Genomic DNA, 25,895 nt, shown 5'->3' on the forward strand with positions numbered 1-25,895 from the left:
GGGCAAGACTTGCCCGTGAGGCGATTATCTGCTATCTTCGAGCGATGGAGCACATAACGCTTGCCGCCATTATCGACCAGACCCTCCTCAAGCCTGAAGCGACGCGGAGCGATATCGCGAAGTTCATAGAGAAGTCCGCCCCGTACGGCTTCGCCACCCTTTGCCTGCCGCCATGCCACGTAAAAGAAGCCTTCCGGATGCTTAAAGGAAGCCAGGCAAAGATAAGCACCGTCACAGGCTTTCCGCTCGGCTTTCAATCTGAAGGGATAAAACTCCTGGAGGCAAAAAAGGCCGTGGACGACGGCGCCGCTGAAGTCGATATGGTCATGAACATCTCTCTTTTCAGGTCCGGTGAATATGGCGCTGTCGCGGACGAGATAAGCGGGGTGGTCCATGCCCTGCCCGATACGGTCGTAAAGGTCATCATAGAGACTGGTTTCCTTACGGATGATGAAAAGATAAAGGCTCTTGAGGCTTCTGTCAGCGCGGGGGCGCAGTATGTCAAGACCTCTACCGGCTTCAATCCGGGCAAGGCGACCGTCCATGACGTCTTGCTACTCACAAAGGCTGCTGCCGGCAGGATAAAAATCAAGGCATCGGGCGGAATAAGGGGCCTTGAAGACGCGCTCAGGATGATCGAGGCCGGGGCCGGAAGGCTTGGCACAAGCGCGGGGGCTGATATAATAGAAGAGTTGACGGCGCGCGCCGGTATGTGAAGTCATGACGCGACGTATAGGGGGCGAAATGGAGCTTAAATCCATCAAGGTCGAAATACCGGAAGGGGCCAACGTCATCATCGGCCAGACCCATTTCATAAAGACCGTCGAGGACCTCTATGAGATCATAAGGACTACGGTGCCTGAGGCCAGATTCGGGGTCGCGCTCTGCGAAGCGTCTGGCCCGTGCCTTATACGGGTCGAGGGAAACGACGAGGCCATGAAAAAATCCGCCGCTGACAACGCCATCGCCATCGGCGCTGGCCACCTGTTCGTGATAATCCTCAAGGGAGCATTCCCCATAAACGTACTGAACCCGATCAAGGACTGCCAGGAGGTATGCAATATCTTCTGCGCCACCGCCAACCCGCTTCAGGTGATAGTCGCCAAGACAGACCAGGGCAAGGGTGTCGTGGGCGTAATAGACGGCTTTAGCCCTCTTATGGTGGAAAGTGAAAAGGACAGGGAAGAAAGGAAGACCTTTTTAAGGAAGATAGGGTACAAGCTTTAGCTGGCTGCCAAGGCCTAATCCCTGTGCAGCTCATAGATCTCGTCAAACTCGTCAACGGCCTTAAGGAAAGCGTCAAGCACACCCGGGTCGAAATGCTCCGGCTCGGTCCTGCCGTCACCCTGAGTGATTATCCGCACCGTCTCTTCATGGCTCATGGCATTCTTGTAGGGCCTTTTGCTCCTCAAGGCATCGTACTGGTCCACAAGCATTACGATCCTGCCTTCGAGCGGTATATCCTCCCCCTTGAGCCCTGACGGATAGCCGGTGCCGTCCCAGCGCTCGTGGTGGTTCCTTGCTATGACGGCGGCTGCCTGGATGGAAGCATAGGGAGAGTCCAGGAGCATCTTCTCGCCTATGATCGTGTGTCCCTTCATCACCTCGAACTCATCATACGTAAGCGGTCCCGGCTTAAGGAGTATGCCGTCCGGGATGCCGATCTTGCCGATGTCATGCATGGAACTTGCGAAGGTTATCGTCTCGACAAGCTCCGGCGAGGCCCCTACCGCCTCGGCGAGCCTCCCGGAGTACAGCCCTATCCTCCTGATGTGCGCCCCTGTGTCGCTGTCCCTGAACTCTGCTATGTGCGTTATCCTGTAGACCAGCTCCTTGCTTGTGTCCTTTACCATCTGAAGGGCCTGCGCAAGCTCCGAGGTCCTTCTCTTTACCTCCTCCTCAAGGCGGCGCTTGTAGCTCTTCTCCATCTGGATGAGCTTGTTGTACTTCACGGCCTTCTCGATGGCATGCAGGAGGTACTCTGGCTTATACGGCTTTATTATGAAGTCGAAGGCGCCCCTTTTGATGGCGTTTACCGCCATGTCAAGCTCCGCGTACGCGGTCATGAGGATGACAGGCACATCCCTGTCGGCTGACCTTATCTTCTCGAGAAGGTCTATGCCTGAGGTGCCCGGCATCTTTATGTCCGTCAGGACCGCGTCGGGGACAGAGGCCCTGAAACTACTAAGGGCCTCCTCGGCGTTTTTGCAGATCGTCACCTTATAGCCGTAACCGGAGAGCAGCAACGCGGTGCTGTCCAGCACGAAGGCGTTATCGTCCACGACTATTATCGAGCTCAAAGCCTCTGGCGTCATCTGTCCAAGACCTCCCTGACCTTCTTCAGCAGCTCCCCCGGGGATACCGGCTTTGATATGAAACATGCCCCTGGCTCCAAAAAGCCTTTCGCCTTCATGAGATCAGGCGCGTAACCGCTCGTGAATATCACCTTCACGTCAGGCTTGACCTTAATGATCTCGCCGTACGCCTCCTTCCCGCTTTTGCCCGGCATGACCATATCCATTATCAGAAGCCCGATCCTGGCGCTGTATTCCATGTATTTACTGACCGCTTCTTGCCCGTCAGCCGCCTCGACGACATTGTATCCGAACTCCTCGAGTATGCTCCTGTTGACGGCCCTCACCTCGTATTCGTCCTCGGCCAGCAGGATGGTCTCGCTCCCTCCCTTTATCTCGCCAGAACCCTCCGGCTCGGCCATCACGCCGCCTGATTCTGTTATCGGCAGATATATCTTAAAAGTTGAGCCGGAGCCGGGCTCGCTGTAGACATTTATATACCCACCGTGCTGCTTTATTATCCCGTAGACCACCGCCAGCCCGAGGCCTGTGCCCTTCCCGACCTCCTTGGTAGTGAAGAACGGCTCGAAGAGCCTTTTACGCGTCGATTCGTCCATGCCAAGGCCGGTGTCCGAGACAGCTACGAGCGCGTAGAGGCCAGGCTCTCCATAGCCGTGCGTGTTGACGAAGTCCTGCCCTACAGAGACCACCTCTGAGCTTATCGTGAGAAGGCCGCCTTTTGGCATCGCGTCCCTCGCGTTGGTAACGAGGTTCATGATGACCTGCTCTATCTGCGTCGAGTCGGCCTTGACCGTTATCTCGCCTTCGGCAAGCGCGGTCTTAAGCTGGATATCCTCCCTTATGAGCCTGGCCAGTAACTTCTCAATGCCCCTTATGAGGGAGTTGAGGTCGAGGGGTTGGGAGATCATCACCTGCTTTCTGCTGAAGGCCAGGAGCCCCTGGGTAAGATGCGATGCCTTCTCCGAGAGGGTTATCACGTGCTCGGAGTAGCTCTTGACGGTATCATCATCGCCACGCTTCAGTAAAAGGAGGTTGCCGTAGCCGATGATGGCGGTCAGTATGTTGTTGAAGTCGTGCGCGATGCCGCCGGCGAGCTGGCCCACGGCCTCGAGCTTCTGCGACTGCCGGAGCTGTTCCTCAAGGCGCTTGCGCTCGGTGATGTCCTCGAAAATTCCGTCGAAGCAGGCGCCTCCATCCGCGCTGAAGCCCTTTACCGCCGAGATAGCGGCCCAAATCCTTTTTCCCTTGAGGGTTGCCAGCTCGGCCTCTTCGTTCCTCACAAAACCGTATTTATTTATCTTACGGGCGATCGCGGCGCGCCTGGCGCTGTCCACAAAGAAATCCCTCGCCATGCGGCCGGTTACTTCCTCGCTCGAAGAGCCCTCGATCATGCGCACAAACGCCTTGTTCACATCGAAGAACCCGCCGTCCTCGTCCTCGGTATCCCGATAGACCCCTACCGTGATATTGTTGAGAAGGCCCTCATATCTTTGCTGCAGCTCCTGCCTGGCCGCCTCGGCGAGCTTGCGCGCCGTGATGTCCGAGAGCACGCCGTCCGCGAGCCAGACCCCGCCCTTCTCGTATGTGGAACGCGCCCTGTCGTATACCCATATCCAGCGCCCGTTCTTTGTCCTGATCCTGTACTCCTCCTCGAACTGGCGCCCTGAGCTGAAAAGCGCCTCGTTCGCGGCCTTCACCCTCCCCTGGTCATCCGGGTGGACCGAATCGAGCCATATCGATTCGTTGGCGCAGACCTCCTCGGGCGTATACCCGATGACTCTCGTGATGTTTTTGCTGATGTAGACCACCCTGCCGTCCCTGGTGGCTGTCCAGGTTACGTCAGGTATATGGGAGATCAGGGAACGGTACTTCTCCTCGCTGTCCTTAAGGAGCGTGGTCCTTGCCATTATCTCGGAGGACATCCTGTTGAAGCTCCTGGAAAGGACGCCTATCTCGTCGTTGCTATCAACGGGGACCTCTATATCGTAATTTCCGCCGGCTATCGTGGCGGATGCCCCGGAAAGCAGGCGCAGCCTCTTTATTATGTTCCTGTAAAAGACCAGGAACATGAAGACGATGACCCCTATCGAGATGACCCCACCGAAGATGGCGTCCCTCGCTATGTGGCCTACTGGCGCGAGTATCTCGGAAGAATCGACCTCGACCAGGAGCACCCATCTCATGGAGGGGAAGCACATGGACGCGCCTGCCACCTCCACCCCCCTGTAGTCCCTGTAGAAGCCGACGTGCTCCCTGCCGCTCGCCAGGCACTCTGTGACCGGCCTTGAAGTGACCTTCTGCCGAAGCAGCGCGTCCTTTATGAAGATAGACTCGGTTATCATGAGGCTATCCCTGTTCACAAGGTAGACTTCCATGGTCTTCCGTCTGCCCTTGCCCCATGTGAGCGCGCCTAATTCCCTGGTAAGCTCCCCTGTGAGCACCTCGCTTAGGCCGGAGATGTGCTGGAATATCGCCATTACGCCTATGACGCTACCGGTTTCAGGGTCCCTTATGGGCGCGGCTGAGGCCATCTCGGGATAATCCCGGTTATCCAACCGCTCATCCACCGCTGCCGCAACCTTCCCCTTTATGAGGAAGCCCTCCCCGGAGACGTCTATCCCCACTCTGGCCGGGTCTGTGGAGGCCAGCACCATGCCCTCAAGGGAGACGACGTCTATATGGTCGATGTTCTTATCCAGCGGCAGCTTGTATGCCTTGAGATATGCCGAGAGCCTCTCGACATCGCTCTTTTTCCCCTGTTTGATGCCCTTGACCTTGTCTACTATGGTGCCGCCGCTCGCGAAGTCCTGCGCCCTAATTTTGACCATCTCAAGGTAGAAGTAGACCTGCCCCTCATAGGCGTCGGCTACGACTGTAAGGTCGTCGAGAGTTTGCAGCATGAGCTCTTCCCTGTTCTCGAAATAGCCGTGGAAAAATGAGACCGATATGGGGAAGAGGATAAGGAGTACGCCGAGAAGGGCTTTCTGGAGGATGGAGAGGTTTTTGAGCTTCATATATACCGCCCGGCGCTAACTATGGGATTAAAAAGGCAGAGCCGGCCTTTGCCAAGAATGAGGATGGAGGATGGCAGATGGGAATAGTCACTCGGAGGTGCAGGTGCGTACCGGACAACTCGCCACATACGTTGAGGAGAGTTTACCCTGTATTCTGCTTAAGAATCAAGACAATTCGATGAAGGGGCCTCTCTCAGGGCCCATCGCAGGAGTAGGCTACCGATAGCTCTTCCACCCACCCATCGCCTGTTACCAGGGCGATAAGCGTTACGCAGGGCTGGATATCCAAGCGGTACTCGACCAGACCATTGTCCCTGTACGTTTCCGTAAGGCCCGGATTATCGGCCAGAAGCTTTTTCTCGGAAAGGCTTCCGAGTTCGTGGAGCTCGGAGACCATGACGAGTTTTTTTTCGGAGTCGAAGAAAAGGGAGTACATGGTCTGCCAGGGGTTATATACCGTCTTTAGCTCCGGAAGACCATCGGCAGACAGGGCAGGAAAGGCTTCTACAGGGCGTACATCGCCGTCATAAGGGCCCAGCGGAGGCTGAGGGTGCATCCTGACGGCCTCTTCGACGGTAGTCCGGCCCAGGATGAGGTCCCCGGCCTTCTCCCCGTTTGTAAGGATGGAAGGAAAGACATAAGCGGCTTCACCCCCCTTTTTAGCGGGACCCGCGATGGCATTGGAGAAAAAAAGGAAAAAAAATACAAAGACAGCTGAACCGACAGCCGAACTTCTCAAAGAGAGTCTCCTCTACTCAAGGCAGGATGGGCATTTTTTTGAAATTTAACATCATTTCGGGGCTTTTTCAATATCCTTAAGTGGTCTTCGACTCGATGATCTCCCTTACGGCTCGCCTTATCTCGCTTATGGACGCCGGCTTCTGGATGACCTTAAGGTTATTCTCTCTCAATAACCTTAGCCGCTCCGGGTCTGTGGTGGAGGTAAAAAAGACGAACCTGGGTTTAAGCCGCGGGAACCTTTCCACAGCCCTGCGGTAGAGCTCTACCCCGTCCATCACGGGCATGTCTATGTCAGCGATGATGGCGGAGAAGGTCCCCGACCCCAAAATCCTGAGGGCCTCATCCCCGTTCATTGCCGCCTCCAGCGTCCCTTCGCCCTCGAGGACCGACTTGAGGAGCTTAAGGTTCATCTCCCTGTCCTCGACGATGAGTATCCGGTCTTTCAATATCTTCGGGAACTGAATGGCCCTCTTCCAGAGCTCCTCGTATTCGGGCCTTTGCACGAGGAAAGCCTTTATCCGCTTATCGTGCCCCTCAATATCATGAGCTGCTGAAGAGAACTGCCTTGGGGAGCTCTCCTTGAGCTCGTCCATGACATAGAAGAGAAGACTATTCAGCTCTGAGAATTCGATGGAGATGATATGGTCGATAAGCTCATCCTTTGAAAGCCCCCTGCCGGCAAGCTTTTCAGACAGCTCATTGAAGGGCTTTTCTACCTTCCGCCTGGTCTCCGGGTCAATGGATATGAATGAGCCGTCCTGCTGGCCCCGGATGGACTCTCCAGCCGTAACCAACAGCTCGTGGTGCAGCCCTTCATCGATCGAGAGCTGCCGCAAAAGTTCCGAGAGGTCCAAGTCGTCATGAAATACGCGCGCGGCATCGGCGTAAAGCCTTTGCGCCGATGCCTCTACCCTGGAAAGCCAGCCTATGATCTCATTGAGGGTTTTCATCGCGAACATATTCCAAACAGAATATAGCAGAACTTTCATCGATGACAATCAGGGGGAATGCGGGGCGAGGCGGCAAGGTTTAATGGATGCAAAACTGTCCAGCCCGGAAGGGGCCGGACATACAGGGAGGTGAGCGGCGATACGGCTAAATGTCGCCGCTTTTTCTGGCCTTTCGGACCACATAAACGGCTGTGGCCATAAGGCTCGACCAAAACAGAAAACCGAGGCCTATCATGGCGAACATGCTATAGTCGGGCCTGTAGGTCCCTGTCCTGGGGTCGTAGGTATAGCATATGGACTTCAAAAAGCCGATGAGCCCTGATGGCGCCGCGCCATAGGAGGGGCTCTCAAGGTCCCTGGACTGTGCGACGGCGTCAAGAAGGGCCGTACGGTCTATCTCTGTGCCGTAGATGCGCTTGAAGACCCTGCCGTCCGGCCCGATGACAACGGCCATGTTCGGATGGTCAAAGCCTGAATCGGACTTTGTATAGGCGAACCCAGCCTCCTTTATGAGCTTCTCCATCGCCTCCCTGTCTGAGGAGGCGAACCTCCAGGAGCTGAAGTCATCCGTGAACTGGCGGCCGTAGTTGCCAAGGGCTTCAGGGGTATCCCTCTCCGTATCAAAGCCTATGGTAACAGATGTGAAGCCAGTGCCGAAATCAGAGCCTGGGGATGCAAAAATGCCCTTGAGGCTCGCTGTGAGCGTGCCGCATGTATGGACGCAGGAGGTATATATGAAACTTACGACCAGCGGCTTGCCATAAAGGGAGCTCAAGGCGAACCTCCTGCCGCCCTGGTCGATAAGCTTGACGTCGGCCAGCTTCCCCCCCGGAGGGACCTCGGCTGAGGCGCTTCCCAGGGGGGCGAAAAAGACGATCATCGCGAATATGACGGATAGAAAGGTCCTCATAATGGCTATCTACCCCACTCCGACTTCCAGGAACACACCGGCGAAAAGTATCGCCAGATAGGCCATCGAGACCTTGAAGTTCTTCCAGGCTATCTCCTTCGTGGTATTTCTGACCAATCTCGCGTTCCAGTAGAGAAAATAAGCGCCAGCGGCTGTGGCCGCGACCGCATACAGGACGCCGAAGTAACCGAGGAAGACCGGCAGGAGGGAGGAGCCGACAAGCAGGACGGTATTGATCGCGATATAGACGGCGGCCTTCCTGTCGCCGACCACATTGGGGAGCATGGGCACACCGGCCCTCTCATAGTCATCCCTGTGCACAATGGCGAAGCTCCAGAAATGCGAAGGCGTCCAGAAGAACATCACTACCGAGAGCATTACGGCGGTGGCGCAAAACTCCGGCTCGGCAGAGGCGCCGCCGGCGAGCACCGCGAAGCTTCCGGCAAGTCCGCCGACGATGATATTGAGCCAGCTACGGCGTTTGAGCCACACAGTATATACGATAGCGTAGACGAAAGCGCCCAGGAAGAGGTGGAGCGCCACCATGTAATTTAGCTCAAGAAGAGAGATCGCAACCGACAACCCGAGGAGCACAGCCGCGGCGATAGGGGCTGCGGCGGGCGGGCAATTTGAGGCCAGGGGCCTGCCCCTGGTCCTCTTCATCACCGAGTCTATGTCCCTGTCAAAGTAATGGTTGAGCGCGCTGGCGGCTGCCGCCGCGGCCATGGTGGCCAGGACGAGGAAAGCGAACTTCCCTGCCGTCAATCCGTACGGAGCTGCGGCAAGCCCTACGACCGCGCTCAGGGTAATAAGCCAGCATATCCTGAGCTTGAAAAGCGGCAGGTACTTGGCTATCCCGTGCATGGCCTCCTCCTTTTCTGTTTAAGGTTCATGGCTTTCTTGAACGCCTGCACCTTTCGTATATGGGACAGCCGCCCGGCCCCGGCTTGCAGGCCGGGCATGTCCCGGCATCATCGCTTGCTTCCCCTGAAGGCCCCTTTAGGCCGTCATCCGTCCCCAATTGGTCCATACGTCCTTTCGCTATTTGCCGTACCCGTAAGGGTCCCACTTCTCAGGGATCTTCAGCTCTCCGCCCCAGTTGCCGGGAGGCGGCGGCGAAGAGGCATGCGTCCACTCGAGCGAACGCGAGCCCCAGGGGTTCTGCGGGGCCTTCTTGCCCCATATAGCCCCGTGTATCCAGGAGATGAGCACCACTACCGCCCCGAGGAATATTATGTACGATCCCCACGTGGCCCACTGCTGCAACGGCTCTATCTCAGGGAACTGCTGATAGTCGTAGTAGCGCCTCGGCATGCCCATGACGCCCATTATCATCGTCAGCATGAAGGTTATGTTCACCCCTACGAAGAAAAGGAGGAAGCCGAGCTTGCCGAGTGTCTCGTTGTACATCTTGCCGGTCATCTTGGGGAAGGCATAATACGTCCCCCCGATGATAGCCGTTGTCACCGAGACGGCCATAACGTAGTGGAAGTGGCCAGGCATCCAGTAGGTGTCGGTAAGGTGGATGTAGATAGCCGACATGGCGTTGGGTATGCCGGTCAGTCCCCCTATGAGGAAGAGGAAGAGAAAGCCGACCGCGTACCACATGGGGGTCTGGTACAGGATGGAGCCCTTATAAAGGGTCCCGACCAGAGCTATCATAAGGAGCCCGACCGGGACGCTTATGATGAGCGTGGTGAAGACCTGTATGAGGACAAGCCAGTCAGGCACGCCGGCGGTGTAGAGGTGATGCACCCAGACTATGCCGGAGAGCGCCACGACGCCGAGGACACCATAATAGATGGTCTTCTTGAAGTTGAATATCGCGTTCCTGGAGAATGTCGCCACTATCTCGTAGATCATCCCTATGGCGGGCAGGAATATGACGTAGACCGCCGGGTGCGAGTAGAACCAGAAGAGGTTCTCGTATATGAGCGCGCTCCCGCCTGCCGCCGCGTCGAAGAAGTGGGTGCCCACGTACTTGTCGAAAGAGAGCATGGTCACGGCCACGCCGAGGATCGGGACGAATATGAGCTGGATTATGAAGGCCGCGAGCGTGCACCAGACAAACATGTTGAGCTTGCCCCAGGTCACCCCGGGCGCCCTCATGTGGATTATCGTGGTAAGGAAGTTCACGCCGCCCACGATCGATGAGAAGCCGATGAGAAGCACTGTAAAGGTATAGAATGCCGTGTTGCCGCCCGTTACGATAGAATACGGCGGATAGCCGGTCCACATGATGTCCGGAGGGTCGGGGATCACGAACGTAAGGAGCGCGAGCACGACACCCATGAGGAAGAGCCAGAAGCTAAAGGCGTTGAGCCTCGGGAAGGCCACGTCCTTGGCGCCTATCATGAGTGGCACGTAGAAGTTCGCGAAGAACCCGGTAAGCGCCGGTATCTGGAAGCCGAGTATCATAGCGGCCCCGTGGAAGTAGAGCCATACGTTATAGCTGCCAGGGTTATCTGTCACCGTCGGCCCGAGGCTCGCCAGCTCCGTCCTCATGAGCATGGCCATGAGCCCTGCCACGAAGAAGGCGGCGAACGAGCCGATCAGGTACAGGACCGCGACCCTCTTGTGGTCGGTCGTGAAGACCCATTCCTTGAGGCTGAACTTCGAGTGCGCCCCGACGGAGGCATGTACTGGTTCAGCGACTGTTGAGCTCATTATGCTTCACCTCCTGTGCTTTCTGCTTTTTTCGGCTTGTTTTCCTCAACCCATTTCCGGAACTCGGCCTCTGGCATCACGATGACCTTGCCGTACATGCCCGAGTGCATGGTGCCGCAGTACTCGGCGCAGGTCAAGACGTGCTCGCCTATCCCTTTCGCGTTGAACCAGAGATGGGTCTGCGAACCCGGCACCATGTCCCATTTGACCTTGTAGTCGGGCACGAAGAAGGCGTGCACGACGTCCCTGCTGGTGAGGTTCACCTTTATGGCCTTGCCCTCCGGGACCCTGAGCTCGTTGGTGGCGGTGATGCCTTCGGGGTAGGTTATATCAAATCCCCACATATACCCCTCGACCGCTACCTCGTAGGATTCAGCGGGAGGGGTCCTCATCTTCTGCCACTGCTCGAAGTTCTTGGCGGCCAGGAATATGTCATCTGCAATGAAGAGGAAGGCCGGTATGAATATCCAGCCCGCGGCGGCGAGCTGAGAGAGCTTAACTCCCTTGCCCTCCTCATCGCTGTTCTTCCTCCTGTACTTCACGAGAAGATAGATTATGACAATGGCGAATAAGCCGCCTATCAAGCCGATGTCCCACATCATCTCATTCCAGAGGTGCCACCAGCCTTCGGTGATGTCAGGAACCGCTCCAGCCACCGCCGCAGCTTCCCCGGCCGCTTCCTTGGCCATGGAGGCCGCGGGCGCGAGGAGAGCGGGGACTGTCAGCAGCCATTTGATCTTTTTCATCATTCCCTCTCCTTTCATTTTTGTCCTGCGGCCTACCAGAAATAGACCTGCGACACGACAAAGAACCATACTATGTCGACGAAGTGCCAGTACATGGAAGCCGCGCTCACGAACGTCTTGTTGATCTTCCCGGCAAGGGCCGGCAGAAGGACGGCTACGAATATTCCAAGGCCGACCATCACGTGCGAGCCGTGGAAACCGGTAATGGAGAAGAAGGAGGTCGAGAAGATGTTGGTATCGAACTTGAAGCCCTCATGATAGAGCTCTGTCCATTCAAACGCCGACATCCCGAGGAAGCCCAACCCCAAGACCATCGTGGTAACGAGCCAGAAGATGAAGCTGCTCCTGTTGTAGTGCTCCGGCTCCACGTACTTCTCCGCCATATGGATCGTGAAGCTCGACGAGACCAGTATGACTGTCATTATGATAGGCACTATCGTAGATATCTCCGGCGTGCCGGCTGGCGGCCAGAAAGGCGCCGTAAGCCTTGTTGCCCAGTATGCCGCGAAAAAACCCACGAAAAGCAGCGCCTCAGCGACTATGAAGAACGGCATCGCCCAGATGCTTAGACCTTCGCTGATGCCATGCTCGTCCGCGATCCCCTCTCTTACCCAGCCAGCTATCGACAACAGGACCAGCGGGGCGCCGATCCCAAGACAGATGGTCGCGTAAAGCGGCTTCTGGTAAACGAAATAGAAGCCGAAGGAGAGCGGGATCAGGAACAATATGCCCACGCTGACCAGCATGGGCCATATGCTCGTGTGCCAACCCAACTCATGTGCATGCCCGTGCCCGTTCATTCATTCCACCTCCTGAATTTATTTGGATAATTCGGGTCTGTTTAGTCCACTTTTATTGCCAAAAAAAAGCATTATCCCGCCTATATTCTCTGAGGACAGCACCTCCGCCACGCTCTTCGCGCATCTTTTCAAGACCCCGTAGAGCTGGCAGCCGGGTGAGTCCGGGCATTCTTCCTCCTTTCTAATGCATCTTGCTTCGACCGGGCCGTCTATAGCCTCGACCACATCAAGGAGCGTTATCATCCTCGGCGCCCTGGAGAGCATGAATCCGCCGTCCCTGCCCCTTGTAGAGGATATTATCCCCCTTGACGCGAGAGTCCGGAATATCTTCGCGAGATACTGCTTGGATATACCGGTGGCCCTGGATATCTCCTCGACGCCTGTGAAATCATCAGTTTTTGAGGCGATGTACACGAGGCCGGCAATCGCGTACTCGGAACCCTTGCTCAACGTGAACAAAGAGAGCTCCCTTGTGGTGGTTCGCCTGCCGGATGGCCCCGGCCGATGGAACCTGGTTTCTGTACAGATTTACACTCGTATTAATAGCAATGAACGTGCCATGACGGATGGGTTTGATTTTCAAGGCTTTTTATTTGGATTTTTTAAGCGCCAGACAAAAGGTGCGGCAGAATGGCAGTATAAGGCAGGCTGTTGATTCACAAAAAAACGTTAAAAAACAGATAATTGAGCTTAAAATGAGCATTCATGCCGCATGCGGCATGAATTCACATAAATAGAAGCTATATAGAGCTCTCTTCTTCTCCGTCGGGAGAAACTTTTGTCGCGTCCAAAAGGGGGATCAGCAGGTCTACCCTCGTCTGTCCCGGAACGCTTTCTACCCGTATCTCGCCCTTCAGGTCCCTCATGATGCCGTAGCTCACGGAAAGGCCAAGGCCGGTGCCCTTGCCAACCGATTTCGTCGTAAAAAATGGCTCGAAGACCCTCTTCAAAAGCTCCTTCGGTATGCCGGGGCCGTTGTCGGCCACGCTCACCTTTACGAAGCCTGACGCCGCGGATGTGGAGACCTCTACGGCTCCGCCGCCGCTCTCCTCGGCCGCCTCGATGGCGTTTTTGATGACGTTGAAGAGCACCTGCCTGAAACGGTCAGGGTCGGTAAGGACGACAGGCAGCCCGGGGTCGAGCGACTCCCTTAGCTCCACAGGCCCTCCGTGCCTGCCCTTCTTCACGAACTCCAACGTCCTGGAGACCAGGGAATTCATGTCAGTCGGAACGGTGCGGGAGGCCCCGCCGCTTGAGAAACCGAGGAGGTCGTTTATGATGCCCTTGCACCTGTTTATCTCGCCCTTCATGTCGGAGAGGTACTCGCGGAGCATCTCCTTCGGCACTCTCTCCTGAGGCATCTCTATCGCGCGCTCAAGCTCGGCGGATATTATTGAGATGGTCCCGAGCGGGGTGTTGAGCTCATGGGCTATACCTGCCGCGAACTGGCCTATGGCGGCCATCTTCTCGATCTTTTCCATCAGCTCTTCCTGCTCTATCTTTATAAGGCGCTTGCCTGTCACGTCCATTACTATCTCCAGGACGCTCCCTGGCACTCCGCCCTCCCCGAGTACGGGTATGGCTATTACCTCAAGGCTTTTCTGCGTGCCATTTTTTTCAAGGGAGAACTCGTAATGGGCCGGCGTGCTCAAGTCGATGGCCCTGCCTGTCGGACAGATCTTGCAGAACTCCTGGCCGTAGCTGGCTATCCTGTAACAGGCCCTTCTCTGCCCGATGTCAGGGCCGAACCAGCCTCTGGCCTTCAGGTTCATCCATTGTATCCTGTGGCGGCAATCTATGAAGACGACAGCCGCGTCCAGGTTATCAAGCGCCTCTTCTATCTGCATCTTTTCCCGGTAATTCCTTAATGTGATTATACTCTGAACGGCAGCCGCTTCACAAGCTGTGTTACATGCCGGCCAGGGTTTACGCCGGGGCGCGGAATTGGTATAGACTTAAATATGGGAATGAAAGGAGGACCGGTATGGCATACCTTTTTATATACCACGAGGTGGCTGATTTCAAGAGATGGAAACCTGTATACGACGAGCATGAGCCCGCCAGGCGCAAGGCCGGCCTCAAGGAGGTCCTGCTCCTCCAGGGAACTGACAACCCCAGGGAGGTCGTGCTCCTTTTCGAGACCGGGGACATAAGGAAAGCCCGCGATTTTCTGGCGTCCGACGACCTCAAAGATGCCATGCGGCGGGCCGGGGTCACCGGGAAGCCGGATATCCGCTTCCTGGAAAAACCAGCGCTCCGCAAGGCGGCATAAGGGGACCTGAAAAGCATCAAATAAAAGAGGGGTTGCGAAAGAGCGACCCCTCTCTTTTATTTTTTGGGTAAGCGCTTGAGCCTGGCTATCATTTGGCTGGCTCTCGTCTTGTCAAGGCTCCCGGCTTTCGAGCTTTCGATGAACTCTTTATAATGCCCTATCGCCTCATCGTTGGCCCCCTTCGCCATCAAGGCATCAGCGACCCTTAAATGCGCCTCGGTATCGAATGGGTCGATCCTCAATACCACCTTGAACTCCCTTATAGCCTCGTCCATCTTCCCCGAGGCGTAATAGGCCCTGCCCAGGACAAAATGGGAGTCAGCGTTGCCTGGATTGAGGTCAACGGCCACCCTGGATTCTTCAGCCGCCCTGCCGAAGTCGCCCTTTAAAAGATAGAGGGCCCCGAGGTTGTTGTGGGCCTCGGCATAGTCCGGTTTAAGCTCGACGGCCTTCAGATACTCTTTCTCAGCCATATCGAGCCTTCCCGCCAGGTAATGGACGTTTCCGAGGTTATTGCGCCCCACTACATAGCCAGGGTCGGCCTTGAGCGCGGCCATATAAGCCTGCCCGGCCTTATCGAGCATGCGGGCTGTGAAATAGATATTCCCGATGCTGTTGTAGGCCTCCGCGTGGCCAGGGTCGAGCCTTATGACCTCGATGAACTGCTCGATCGCCTCCTCATTCCTTGAACGGGCGCTCAAAACCAGCCCCAGGTTATAGCGGGCGATATTATCAGCGGGGTCTATCCTCAACGCGGCCGTGTACTCCTGTATAGCGGGGTCTGCCAGGTTGTTACTTATGAAGAGGTTCCCCAGGTTGGTATGCGGCTCCGCGTAATCAGGGTCAAGCTCGATGGCCTTTCTATATTCCCGGACGGCGTCGTCCCCGCGCCCGGCGTCCCTGTAGATCTTGCCGAGGTCGAAATGTACGGTAGCCCTCCCGGGGCTCTTGCCGACTATATCCTGGTATAGCGACAACGGGTCCTTCCAGACGAGGTTCCTCGCGTATGTAGCCGCGCCAAGGGAGGCGGTGATGACGATAACGGCAAGAGTAGCCGCGTGCCTTGCCCTGCCCCATCCCTTTCGGCGAGCATATTCAAAGATGAACAACAGGGATCCGGAAGCTGCCGCCGATGCCCCGGCAAGCGGGAGATAGAGCCTGTGCTCGAATATGACGTCCCTTATCGGCACAACGGAAGATTCGACCGAAAGGGCCATGAAGAACCAGAGTACGCCTGCGGAAGCCAGAAGCCCGTAAGGGTTTCTATGCTTACGCGAACGGAAAAAGAGATAGAGCGCTGAAAAAAAGATGGCTGCAAGGAAGACGAACGAGGCGGCCACCATGGGCTCAAAGAAGCCCTTTGAAAGCCTGAAGTCATAGAGGAGGTTCTGGTCTATCGGCAAAAAGAGAAGCCTTATGTACGTTGATACGACCCTGAACTGGGTCATGAGGTAGTCGTATCTTGAAAGGGTAAGAAGCTCGTCCAGCTGCGCCAGCCGTATCTTCTCGTCTATGCCGGACCCGGCTGCCGGGGCGAGCATCTCAAGCGGTATCACCAGGGCGGCAAGCACGAACGGAGCGAGCCTTAAAAGCCTCGCCCTGAGCCTCTCCTGCGAGTTAAAGAAGGCGAAATCATAAAGGACTATCACAAACGGAAGGGTAAAGCTAATCTCCTTTGTCTTCTGCGCGGCAACGGCGCTGACTACAGAGAGAGCGAATATCGACAGGCTCTTCCATGAACGCGAGGCTGAAAGGCGCCATCTTATGAACGTAACGAGCGAAAGGAGATAGAAAAAGGCCGCGAGCGAGGCGAACCTCTGGGTCACGTAGGTCACAGCCTCTGTCTGCACCGGGTGAAGGGCGAACAGGAGCGCGGATAAAGCCCCGGCGTAAAACGCGAGCCCCCCGCGTCCCCCAGTCGCATCGGACATAAGGGGTGTCCTGAAGGTCAACGAGACCAGCGCGAATACCAGGACAGAATTTATCGCGTGGACTATCACGTTCACAAGGTGATAGCCGAAGGGGTCGAAGCCGCCGAGGCTGAAGTTCAGGGCAAAGGAAAGGTAGGCTATATATCTCGTCCCCGCGGGGGGCCAGAAGGCGGAGAGGCTTCTTATCTCGTCGTTTTCCAGGATGTACATCCTGTCGTCCAAAACGAACGGTGAACGAAGGACCTGAGAGTAGACCAGGAGGATCGCGGCAAAGAGCAGCAGTACCAACGCCGGGGTCCTGTATTTTTTGTACGATCCCTTCATCTCTGGTCGAATGCTTCTTGTCCTGCAAGATGGCGATTTTATCGCGTCATTATATACCTTTGAATTTGTATTTCACAATGGATATTTGTTCTAAAGGCGCAAGAGCGGACAGGACAAGACGGCGACAGCGAAAAACGAAACTCATTCAGGCTGCCAAATTACTTCTTGAGCTTGAACCCTATGCTCACCTCCATCCTGCCTGTCTGGCCAGGGGGCCCGTCATTGAACGGCGCGGCCCTCTCGATCGCCTCGCAGGCGGCCTTATTGAGGACATCGCATTTGCAGGGCTTGACCACTTTAACGTCAGCTACGGACCCGTCTGTCTTTATCCTGAAGCTCACGAGCACCTCTCCCTCGTAGCCACGCTCTCTTGCCCACCTCGGGTAGAGCTTCGCCCTGTCTATCTTTCGTATCACATAGCCGCCGAATGCCGCGCCGTCTGCTTCAGCAGGAGTCTCTACAACGGCCGCGGGGGCCGTGGCCTCTGTTTTTATAGCGGCCTGCGGCTTCGCGCCTTCAACGGGCAAGGGCGGAGCCGCTACAGGCGCCCTCGCGACAGGCTCGACAGCGGCATCCATACCGGCCCTGGGCACTTCCGCTTGAGGCTCCATTTGCGCCTTGACCGGCTCCACCCTTCTCCGCGCCTCTTTTTCTTTTTCGATCGTCTCCCCAACGAGTTCTATCTGCGTATAGGCGTATGGCTGATTGACACCTTTTGGGAAAAGGCCACCGAGCGCGGCCAGGAGGATGACATGCGCGATTGCTGAGAACGCGAGCGTTGTATTAAGCTTTACCGCCATTTCAGCTGCCTATCTTCCTATTACGAATATCGTCTTAAAGTTTCTCATGTCCTGCTTTTGCCAGGCGACGAGCACCTCGCCCTTGCCGTTTACAGATATCACGGGGCTGCCTGCTTTTCTGGCGTCGCTATTGAGCTTAAGTCTGAAAGCCTTCCCGCTCTCGCGAGACTCGAAGATAATGTCGCTTGCCACAGGTGTCGTCTCCTGCCATGCCAGCAGCAGCTCCTCTCCCCTCAAGGCCGATGTCACGTTATCAGGGAAACCTTTTTTATGAGCTATCCTTTCCTTCGTGAAGCTCTTTCCCCCATCGGCTGATGCGGCAAGGAATATCCCAGGCTCCCCGTCTATCTCGGCATACCACGAAACGAAGAGCCCGCCTCTGCCATCGGCCATGACAGACGGCCCCCTGTGAGGGCATCCGGCTATTTCCCATCTGTCGTTCCCGACGATTGCCGGGGCGCCAAAGGCCGCGCCTTTTCCGGATGATACGACGACCTCTCTTACATCGCCTGGAAAGGTCTTCCGCCAGGCAACTACGACCGAGCCATCACTGCCTGTGGCGAGCGCTGTCCTGCAGCATGGGCAGGAACCGTAATCGACAGGGGTATTAGCCGCGAAGCTCCTGCCGCCGTCCCTGGATACCGCGATAAAAGTAGCTGGCCCCTTCGCCTCCTTCTCCCTGCCGTCGAGCCATGCGGCATATACAGCGCCGTCAGGGGCGATGGCGATAGAGGCGAAGCCGGCTGACGCGGGGACCTTGTTGTCATTTACCCTGGCCGAAGGCCAGAAGCTCCTTCCGCCATCCGTAGACCTCGCGACCATCAGGTCAGAGGCAAAAGGTCCTCCGCTTCTTTTTGAGCTCCACGCGAGGTAGATCTCTCCCTTTGGGCCAAGCGCCATGGCCGGGGGCTCATGTGCTGACAACGGCGCGTCTTCCGCCCCGTTCACCTTCACTTCAGGGGAAAATCTCTTTCCATAATCGCCGGAGGCGATGAGATAGACCGAGATCCCTTCCTTTTCCTCCTCCGTCCACGCCACATAGAGCATGCCGTCATCTCCCAACAGAGCCGCCGGCGGAGAGACCGACTTTGAACGGTGGTCTATGACGGCCTGCGGGCCGAAAGATACGCCCCCCCGGGCTGCGGGAGGCAAAGAGACAAAGAAGAGCAATGCGAATAACGCTAAAGTATACTTTTTCATGGCCATCCCTATTCCCCCTTCCACCTGTAGACCAGCCCGGCGAATAACGACTGAGGTGTCCCCGGCGTATAGAGCGCTTCGCCGGAAGAGCTCTTTGCCGCCTTTTCAGCGTAATGCCTGTCAAGGAGGTTAGTGGCCTTGAGATAGACTTCCCACTGAGGTGTCAGGTAATACGAGGTCCTTAAGTTCACCAGGTCGTGCCCGCCATACTTTTCGGTATTGGCGTCGTCGAGCCAGTAGCTCCCGAGATGGACCCATTCGATCTCAGCAGCGCCCCCGTTGAGGAACGCCGGGGTGAAATCGACCCTTACGCTCAGGTTATGCCTCGGGGCCACGGGCATCTCTTTGCCGCTGAAATCAGTACTCCCTGATACCCGCCATTCGTCATACTCGTGCATGGAATAAGAGTAGCTTACGCCAAGACCGACCCTGTCGACCGGCTTCACTTCAAGGCCGACCTCTATCCCCTTGTGCACGGTCTTCCCGGCGTTGAGCCTCTGGCTGTCCCCCGGCGCTGCATTGAAGGTCACGATATCGTCCTTCTTCTCCATGTAATAGACTGATGTCTCGAAGCGCGCCTTTTCGCCAAGAGCGCCCTTCAAGCCCGTCTCGTAGCTGTAGACCTTTACCGGGTCGAGGTCGACCGCTGTAGCAGCGGTGCCCCCGGCCCTGAAGATATCCCCTGTTGAGGGTATCCTGAAGCCCTGGTTATAGGAGGCGAAGAGGCTTACCTTATCGGTCAGCTCGTATGTGGCCCCTGCCTTTGGGGAGAGCCTCGACCACGACCTGTAGGTCGATCCGGGCCTGTTCAGGCTTGTGGTGAGGTTGTTCGTGTAGTCATAGGCAAGGTCGTCATAGCGCGCGCCAAGGGTGAGGCGGAGCTTCTCCGCGGGAGAGAGCTCTATCTGCGTATACGGAGAGATGCCGATAAACGTCGCGTCGAAATCGTAGTTATTCGCATCCGACGTAGCATAGCTATAGCCCGTATACTTGAGCGTGGAAGTATCCCTCGTTATGTCGAGCCGCCTCTCTTCGTACTGGCCGGGGCTGTAGTCGAGGTCTACCCCGATTATAAACCGGGTCCTCATCGGCGCGAAATCCCTCCTGTACTTGGCAAGAAGGCCAAGGGAGTAAAAATCAGTCGTAGACTCATAGCCCATGTAGACTGAAGGGTCTGCCCCGGACTTGAAGATGGCCCACTCGGGAAGCAGTTCCATCCTGTTCTTTCTAAAGTACGGGATGACGCTTACGAGTGCGTTATCTCCGATCTCATGTTCGAGGTCGGTCGACAGCCTGAACGAATCGACGTTCCTGTAGTCGAAGGTCTGGTAGTTGTACCAGGGCCTGTCGTCATAGTCGGCCCTGGAAAGGGGCGCGCCTCCGCTCGTCTCCTGCTCTATCCCGGAGTACGAGAGTATCGTCTTCAAGCTCGTCGCATAGGTGCTCACATGGTCCCATCGAAGAGTCGCGCTCTGGCGGTCGTAGAGCTTTCTTTCGCGCCATCCCCCTGAATGGGTAACGTTGAGGTCGAGCCTGTACCCATTATCTCCGATGGTGTTGCCGCCGCTGGCGAGGAGCCTCACCCAGTCGTATGAGCCTATCTCGGGGTTAAGCTCGACCTCAGGCGTAAGCGGGGCGGGCCTGGTCATGATGTTTATCGTGCCGCCGATGGAGTCGCTCCCGTAAAGGGCCGTTCCAGTGCCCTTTATCACCTCTATCCTGCCGGCCCCGGGGACGTTGACCTCATAAAGGGCGTTATGGTTGAAAAAGCCGGTCGACCTTATCGGCACGCCATCCTCGAGGAAGAGATATACCGGGCTTGTCGTAAGGGGCTGGCGTATGGAGGTGGTGTGCCCCTCGCCGCCTGTGGAGCTGACCCAGACGCCAGGGACCCTGTTCATCACCTCGGCCGGGTGGGTGGGCCTCACCCTCTGTATCTCATCTCCTTTTATGGCGCCTGTGGCCGCGGGTATCTCTTTGGCGGGTTCGGCCTCCCTTGTGCCGGTTACGGTTACCTCGCCTATATACTCAGCCTCTTCGGCAAAGGCGCTTTGAAAGATGGGCATGAGGGCCGCAAGGGCCGCGCACAAGCCGGTCTTACTGATAAAGATCCAATTCCTGTACTGCATGGAAGATATCTCCTTGTCTCATTCATTCAGAAGCTTCTCGAAGAACCTTTTTGAAGGACCGCTGTCCCATTCCCTCGGGCCGACTATCCTGCCCTTTATCTTTCCGTCCCTCCCTATTATGTAGCTCGTGGGAAAGACCGTAGCGCCGTACGCCGCCGAGACATCTCCCGCTGGGTCAAGCAGCACGGGGAAGGTGACTTCGTGCATCCTGCACACCTCGCCCACCCTGTGCATGCCGCCCTTGTCTCCTGCTATGGAGACTATGGCAAGCCCACTGGGGCCGAGCTCTTTCCATAGCGCCTCGAGGGCCGGCATCTCTTCAAGGCATGGCTCGCACCACGTCGCCCAGAAGTTAAGGAGCGTTACATTGCCTTTGAAATCAGCAAGGCGCCAGGCCTTTCCGTCAACGCCGGGAAGGGTAAAGTCCGGCGGCAGGGTAAGGCCCCTGGACTGGACTACGCCCATACCGGCATTGTCCTTGCAGTGGGCCGGCATGGCAAAGAGAAATAGCGCAATGACCGCCAATAGAAGCGGCCTCGCGGCTCGACAGCGCATAAAAGACCTCCTTCAGGCCGCAGACGCAATAGCGCTTAATGTTTATTTAAGAGATTTAGCCAGGATGCGGAAAAAATCCAAAACATGTCATTCTGATGGAGCGGCAGCGACCGAAGAATCTCGCGCACCGATTTTCAGGCGAGATTCTTCGCATTCGCTCAGAATGACCGTCAAGTGAGTTTTTTCAGCAGCCTGTCAGGTGAACCGGACTTTAATTGGAAGCTGGCGGCCTGTCTGTGAGGCCTTGTGGAGGGTCTGTATAAACGGTGCTTTGCGAGCAGATATTGGCGCTGCCGCAATCGACGAGACGAACACCGCCCATTGACGTAAGGTAATCAGTTTCGGATATCGTGGAGGAGACCCCCGAGGCGCCTTCATCTTCGCAGGATATGACGCAGCATGGGCTGTGGTCACTATCGGACGAGCTGTTCTCATCTTCCACGTTCGAGACATGGCAGATAAGGCCATTGCCGCCGTCGCCGTCCGCGTGATGGCCATGGCCTGCGCCATGTTTATTACCGTGCATGGGGCAAGCGTCGCCATGGGTGCATTCATGGACAGGGCCGACCGAGCAGGACCCGGCAGAAGCCTTCACAAGCTGGCTGAATATGGGAGAGAGCATGAGCAAGACTAAGATTAAGGAAAGGTACCTGGTCATATCCACAAGGATTTTTAACGTTAAACCGTGAGGAGCAATGATATCCGCAGATGCCGGAGATCAGGTCATGTTCACAGAATATCATTTTTTTCCGCTTGAGGCAAGCAGGGGTTAAACTGGATAAAAAGCGCAAGAGAAAAACCCGCAGGTTAAAATCATCGGCTTATCATCTTTTTTATCCCGAGAACGCCCTTAAGGCGTCCTTCTATTATGAACTCCACGGTGGTCGACACGATGTAAAGCGCGGCGGCTATTCCTTCCTCACATAGACCTTCAAGCGCTCCGATTCGGTCGCTGCTATCGGGGTGCGGTAGAGGTGCCTGATACCCTCGTAGTGCAGGTCCGGGATGTTATTTACCGGATGGTCCCTGACCTGCAAGGCGACCTTCTCGTACTCGGCCTTTTGCATGAAGTAATTGAACGCGTCGACATACGGGAAGCCGGCCCAGGAACGCCTGTGGATTATAACGTCTGGCACCTCTTTCATGTCCTCCCGGATAGTGTTAAATCTATACCCGACCACTACCTTGCTTCCAAGGTAATACATCAAGGAGGCCTCTTCGTAGTTTGTGGCTATGACGAGCCCCTCCGTATTCTCATAATTCTCCTTTACGTAAGAGACTATCGCGTCGACGGGACCGCTATATTGATGGGTAAGCTCGTAGATATGCCCTGAGAGGTCTTTCATCTTATTGAGGCCGTTGATGAAGAGAAGGGCTGCGGCCGCGGATACGAATACTGCCTGCCGTCTCTTTCGGGCGGCTTCCGCCCCCCTGCCCAGGAGAGCGAATATCGAGAAGGCGTCCAGGAGCAAAATGATGGGCAGGACAGGCAACAGGACTATGAAGTAGTGCGTGGACATGATCAACGGATTTACCGCTGTAACAAGGACATGGACTATAAAAAAGAGGGTCAGAAGGTTAGAGACACGGACCTTTTCGGCAGCGGCGCCAAAGGGCCCGGCCCCTGAAAGGCGGTCCCGGACGATAAGGCAGGCAAGGACCCCCTTCATAAAAAGGGCCAGATAGAGGAACTCGTACTGCGCGAAATAATGAATTATATTGGCGATGTTTCTGATGTATTGTCCTGGGCCGAAATTATCCGTGGACGCAACGCTTACGACTTCCATCGTCCTGAAGAAAACGATAGGCGGGACGACGGTCAGAACCGACGCGAAGATCGGGATGAAGGGCTTGAGATCGCGTATGCCTGGAAGAGTAAAGGCCTTGCCTGACCCTTTTAGCGGCCACATACGCTTTACGAGCGCCAGTGATTCACAAAGCCCGATAAAGCCTATCAATACGAAATAGGTCGGGTAAAACGCGTTGTATATGAGAAAGAGCGCGGCTACGGAGACCGCGGCGTAAAGACCGAAGCTCAACCGGCCCAGCAGCCTGTGGTTTATGAAAAAATAGAGCACGATGGCGGATAAAAGTATTACAGGCGAATAATAACGGGCCTCCCTCAGGTGCAGCGCCAGTGAGACAGACAAAAGGGCGAAGAGGGCGAAGAGCGAGTAGAAAAGGAGCTTCCCCGGCCGCCTCTTTTCAAAGAGGCCTCCCGCCAAAGCAGCCATAACGATCATCCCAACGAGACCCGTAAGAGCGAAAGGCGCCCTGAAAAGGAACGTCCTGGCATAGATGTCTTCCGCCTTCTGAGCGAGCCACGCGCCCGGGACAGCCCAGTAGTAGCACAGGAGCGGGTCGGCGGTGAACATGTCGTGTTCGTTGACCCCAAGGCGCATGTCGACAGGATGGACATATAGCACGTTCTTGCCGTCATGGACCTTCGGGTAGCCGTACTCCAGCACACGGGTGGCGAACATGGCCGTGTCGCCCTCGTCGTTCCAGAGGAGCGGATAGGAGAGGTGCTTCCCGACGCTCACGCTGAAGAGTATTGCCAGGACCGCAAGAAGTGCTAGAAGAAGCCTGTTGACGTTTTTATTCTTTTCGCTCGGCATGCCGGTATTTTTATATAATTTCGCTTAAAAAAACAAGCCTGATCAGAAACAGGGAAGGCGCGGAAGCGGTTAATGAACGGGCCTACGGTTTTCTCGCCATGCACGTGACCGAACCGCCTACAGGGAAAGAGATGAGCCCCAATAAACCAGCCTCAAACCTCGGGAACAGAAAAAGAATACGGTTGAGGAGCGGGTTTATCTTCCGCACGTCCGATTCGGATTCTACTCTGCTCCTTTTTTTAAGCAGCCTGAGGATGAGGATGAGAGGAAAAAGGAAAAAATTGAAATAGGAGAGTTTTTCTATTACAAGGCCGCATGAGGCCATAAGCTCCCTCATATCCGCGGCGTTGTAGCGCTTCTTGCCGTGCATCGACTTGTCATGGGGGCCGTACAGGAACATCCACGCGGGTTCGCTCAGGATGACGCGGCCGCCCTTCTTAAGGGTCCTTGCAAGCTCTCTCAGGACGGTCTGGTCGTCGCGGACGTTGCGGTGGTAAAAGACATCTATGGCAGTTACTACGTCAAAGGTCTCGTCTTGGAAGGGCAACGATTCCGCTGTCCCCCGCGCGAGGTTGGGAAGTCCTCTTTTCCTGCAGTACGATAGCGCTGTCGTTGAGAAGTCGATCCCGTATGGGCTGCCGTACCTGCCGAGCTTTGAGAGGAGGCCGCCTGTCCCGCAGCCCACGTCGAGTATCTTCTTGCCTTGAGAGGCCGGCAACCTTTTGAAAAGACCGAGAAGGATCTCATGCTTCCCCCTGAACCACCAGTAGGAATCCTCCATCTCGTACATCTTTTCATATTCCTGCTCTTCCACTTTAACGCCGGGCCTGGATGTCTATTACGGCTTCGGAGACCTGGCGGATGTCGTACTCGCTCAAGCTTGAGGAAGACGGCAGGTACAGGCCTTTAGAGCAGAGGGATTCAGATACCGGGTATGACTGACCCATGTACTGCTTATGGTAGATGGGCTGCAGGTGCATGGGTATGAAGAACGTCCTGGTCTCTATGCCACGCTCCGCGAGCCGCCCCCTCAATTCGTCACGGTTCATGCCGAAGGCGTCCTCAACCATGATGGCGTACATCCAGAATACGTTCTTTACGCCCTGTGCCTGTGGCGGGAGCGTAAGCCCCGGCACGTCTTTCAGAAGGGAGTTGTAAGCTTGCGCGTTCCTTACGCGCGCGCCGACAAGCTCGTCGAAACGCTCCACCTGGGCAAGCCCTATGGCGGCCTGCAGGTTTGTCATGCGGAAGTTGAAGCCCACGTACTTATGCCAGAAGTGCCTTTCCTCGGAGAAGGCATGGTCGCGTATGTTCCTGGCCTTGTCGTAGAACTCCTTGCTGTCGGTGGTTATCATCCCGCCCTCGCCGGTAGTGATTATCTTGTTGGCGTAAAAGCTGAATGTCGACGCGTCGGATATGGAGCCTATCTTCCTGCCGCGATACTCGGCGCCGTGGGCTTCGGCGGCGTCCTCTATGACGGCAAGGCCGTGCCTTTCAGCGATATCCAGTACGGCATCCATCTCGCACGGATGGCCGTAGATATCGACCGGCACTATGGCCTTCGTCTTTTTTGTTATCTTCTCCTCTATCTTGCCGACGTCCATCGTATACGTATACGGGTCCGAGTCCACAAGCACCGGCTTTGCGCCCAGGTGGGTGACGACATTGGCGGTAGCTATCATGGTGAATGTAGGGATGATGACCTCGTCGCCAGGCCCAACGCCTGCCACATAGAGGGCGAGCTGGAGGGCGGTAGTGCCGTTTGTGCACGAGACGCCGTATTTGGCGCCGACCGCCCGCGCAAAGGCCTCTTCAAACTGGATTATCTTCCGGCCGGTGGACGAGATCCAGTTGGTCTCCACGCACTCTTTGAGGTATTTAAGCTCGTTGCCTCGAAGCGTCGGCTCGCACACCGGTATTATC

At 56.1% G+C, this 25,895-nt stretch carries 23 protein-coding genes; 4 read left to right on the plus strand and 19 right to left on the minus strand.

From position 1 onward, the window contains the following. The first annotated feature begins 53 nt into the window (after positions 1-53). The gene (locus A2V21_304740) at positions 54-716 is read left to right on the plus strand and encodes a deoxyribose-phosphate aldolase (GenBank protein ID OIJ75052.1); all 663 of its coding nucleotides are present in this window, start codon (positions 54-56) and stop codon (positions 714-716) included. Between the two features lie 28 nt (positions 717-744). Continuing rightward, entirely contained in the window at positions 745-1,227 is a 483-nt protein-coding gene (locus A2V21_304745; protein OIJ73632.1) for an adenosine monophosphate-protein transferase, read from the plus strand. A 14-nt stretch (positions 1,228-1,241) separates the two neighbouring features. Here A2V21_304745 and A2V21_304750 read toward each other — a convergent pair whose 3' ends face one another. From A2V21_304750 to A2V21_304800, 11 genes are all read right to left on the minus strand, one after another. Then, a complete protein-coding gene (locus A2V21_304750) occupies positions 1,242-2,315 on the minus strand; it encodes a two-component system response regulator (protein OIJ73633.1) in 1,074 nt (357 codons plus the stop codon). Further along, a complete protein-coding gene (locus tag A2V21_304755; GenBank protein ID OIJ73634.1) occupies positions 2,312-5,329 on the minus strand; it encodes a hypothetical protein in 3,018 nt (1,005 codons plus the stop codon). Before A2V21_304755 ends, A2V21_304750 begins: the two co-directional genes overlap by 4 nt. 193 nt (positions 5,330-5,522) lie before the next feature. Continuing rightward, on the minus strand, positions 5,523-6,068 hold the full coding sequence (locus A2V21_304760) for a hypothetical protein (GenBank protein OIJ73635.1): 546 nt from the start codon (positions 6,066-6,068) through the stop codon (positions 5,523-5,525). Positions 6,069-6,144: 76 nt separating this feature from the next. Beyond that, on the minus strand, positions 6,145-6,480 hold the full coding sequence (locus A2V21_304765) for a hypothetical protein (protein ID OIJ75053.1): 336 nt from the start codon (positions 6,478-6,480) through the stop codon (positions 6,145-6,147). A gap of 685 nt (positions 6,481-7,165) precedes the next feature. Beyond that, on the minus strand, positions 7,166-7,930 hold the full coding sequence (locus tag A2V21_304770) for a hypothetical protein (protein OIJ73636.1): 765 nt from the start codon (positions 7,928-7,930) through the stop codon (positions 7,166-7,168). 9 nt (positions 7,931-7,939) lie between these two features. Next, on the minus strand, positions 7,940-8,794 hold the full coding sequence (locus tag A2V21_304775) for a protoheme IX farnesyltransferase (GenBank protein OIJ73637.1): 855 nt from the start codon (positions 8,792-8,794) through the stop codon (positions 7,940-7,942). Between the two features lie 177 nt (positions 8,795-8,971). Further along, on the minus strand, positions 8,972-10,597 hold the full coding sequence (locus tag A2V21_304780) for a hypothetical protein (GenBank protein ID OIJ73638.1): 1,626 nt from the start codon (positions 10,595-10,597) through the stop codon (positions 8,972-8,974). Further along, the gene (locus A2V21_304785) at positions 10,597-11,346 is read right to left on the minus strand and encodes a cytochrome c oxidase subunit II (protein ID OIJ73639.1); all 750 of its coding nucleotides are present in this window, start codon (positions 11,344-11,346) and stop codon (positions 10,597-10,599) included. The genes A2V21_304780 and A2V21_304785 overlap by 1 nt, the downstream gene beginning before the upstream one ends. A gap of 29 nt (positions 11,347-11,375) precedes the next feature. Beyond that, positions 11,376-12,143 (minus strand): hypothetical protein, encoded by a 768-nt coding sequence (locus tag A2V21_304790; GenBank protein OIJ73640.1) that lies wholly within the window; start codon positions 12,141-12,143, stop codon positions 11,376-11,378. An 18-nt stretch (positions 12,144-12,161) separates the two neighbouring features. Beyond that, positions 12,162-12,602 (minus strand): hypothetical protein, encoded by a 441-nt coding sequence (locus tag A2V21_304795; GenBank protein OIJ73641.1) that lies wholly within the window; start codon positions 12,600-12,602, stop codon positions 12,162-12,164. A gap of 281 nt (positions 12,603-12,883) precedes the next feature. Beyond that, positions 12,884-13,990, minus strand: coding sequence for a hypothetical protein (locus A2V21_304800; GenBank protein ID OIJ73642.1), 1,107 nt, complete (start codon positions 13,988-13,990; stop codon positions 12,884-12,886). A 137-nt stretch (positions 13,991-14,127) separates the two neighbouring features. Between A2V21_304800 and A2V21_304805 the strand changes: the two genes are divergently transcribed. Beyond that, complete coding sequence (locus A2V21_304805) at positions 14,128-14,415, plus strand: hypothetical protein (GenBank protein OIJ73643.1); 288 nt, start codon at positions 14,128-14,130, stop codon at positions 14,413-14,415. A gap of 56 nt (positions 14,416-14,471) precedes the next feature. Here A2V21_304805 and A2V21_304810 read toward each other — a convergent pair whose 3' ends face one another. The 5 genes from A2V21_304810 to A2V21_304830 form a co-directional block, all read right to left on the minus strand. After that, positions 14,472-16,670 (minus strand): hypothetical protein, encoded by a 2,199-nt coding sequence (locus A2V21_304810; GenBank protein ID OIJ73644.1) that lies wholly within the window; start codon positions 16,668-16,670, stop codon positions 14,472-14,474. A 158-nt stretch (positions 16,671-16,828) separates the two neighbouring features. Further along, positions 16,829-17,470 (minus strand): hypothetical protein, encoded by a 642-nt coding sequence (locus A2V21_304815; GenBank protein OIJ73645.1) that lies wholly within the window; start codon positions 17,468-17,470, stop codon positions 16,829-16,831. 9 nt (positions 17,471-17,479) lie between these two features. Beyond that, positions 17,480-18,676 carry a hypothetical protein gene (locus A2V21_304820; GenBank protein ID OIJ73646.1) on the minus strand — a complete coding sequence of 399 codons (1,197 nt, stop codon included), beginning with the start codon at positions 18,674-18,676 and terminating at the stop codon, positions 17,480-17,482. Positions 18,677-18,678: 2 nt separating this feature from the next. Continuing rightward, the gene (locus A2V21_304825; protein ID OIJ75054.1) at positions 18,679-20,736 is read right to left on the minus strand and encodes a hypothetical protein; all 2,058 of its coding nucleotides are present in this window, start codon (positions 20,734-20,736) and stop codon (positions 18,679-18,681) included. An 81-nt stretch (positions 20,737-20,817) separates the two neighbouring features. Continuing rightward, a complete protein-coding gene (locus A2V21_304830) occupies positions 20,818-21,354 on the minus strand; it encodes a hypothetical protein (protein OIJ73647.1) in 537 nt (178 codons plus the stop codon). A gap of 406 nt (positions 21,355-21,760) precedes the next feature. Between A2V21_304830 and A2V21_304835 the strand changes: the two genes are divergently transcribed. Beyond that, positions 21,761-21,988, plus strand: coding sequence for a hypothetical protein (locus A2V21_304835; GenBank protein OIJ73648.1), 228 nt, complete (start codon positions 21,761-21,763; stop codon positions 21,986-21,988). A gap of 274 nt (positions 21,989-22,262) precedes the next feature. Here the strand turns inward: A2V21_304835 and A2V21_304840 are convergent, their stop codons facing one another. From A2V21_304840 to A2V21_304850, 3 genes are all read right to left on the minus strand, one after another. Next, complete coding sequence (locus A2V21_304840; protein ID OIJ73649.1) at positions 22,263-23,972, minus strand: hypothetical protein; 1,710 nt, start codon at positions 23,970-23,972, stop codon at positions 22,263-22,265. An 82-nt stretch (positions 23,973-24,054) separates the two neighbouring features. Then, positions 24,055-24,786, minus strand: a complete 732-nt coding sequence (locus A2V21_304845) for a hypothetical protein (GenBank protein ID OIJ73650.1) — start codon at positions 24,784-24,786, stop codon at positions 24,055-24,057. Position 24,787: 1 nt separating this feature from the next. Further along, entirely contained in the window at positions 24,788-25,894 is a 1,107-nt protein-coding gene (locus tag A2V21_304850) for an aminotransferase DegT (protein ID OIJ75055.1), read from the minus strand. Position 25,895: the final 1 nt, after the last annotated feature.

Source organism: Deltaproteobacteria bacterium GWC2_55_46, assembly GCA_001595385.3.
GTDB lineage: Bacteria > Desulfobacterota > GWC2-55-46 > GWC2-55-46 > GWC2-55-46 > UBA5799.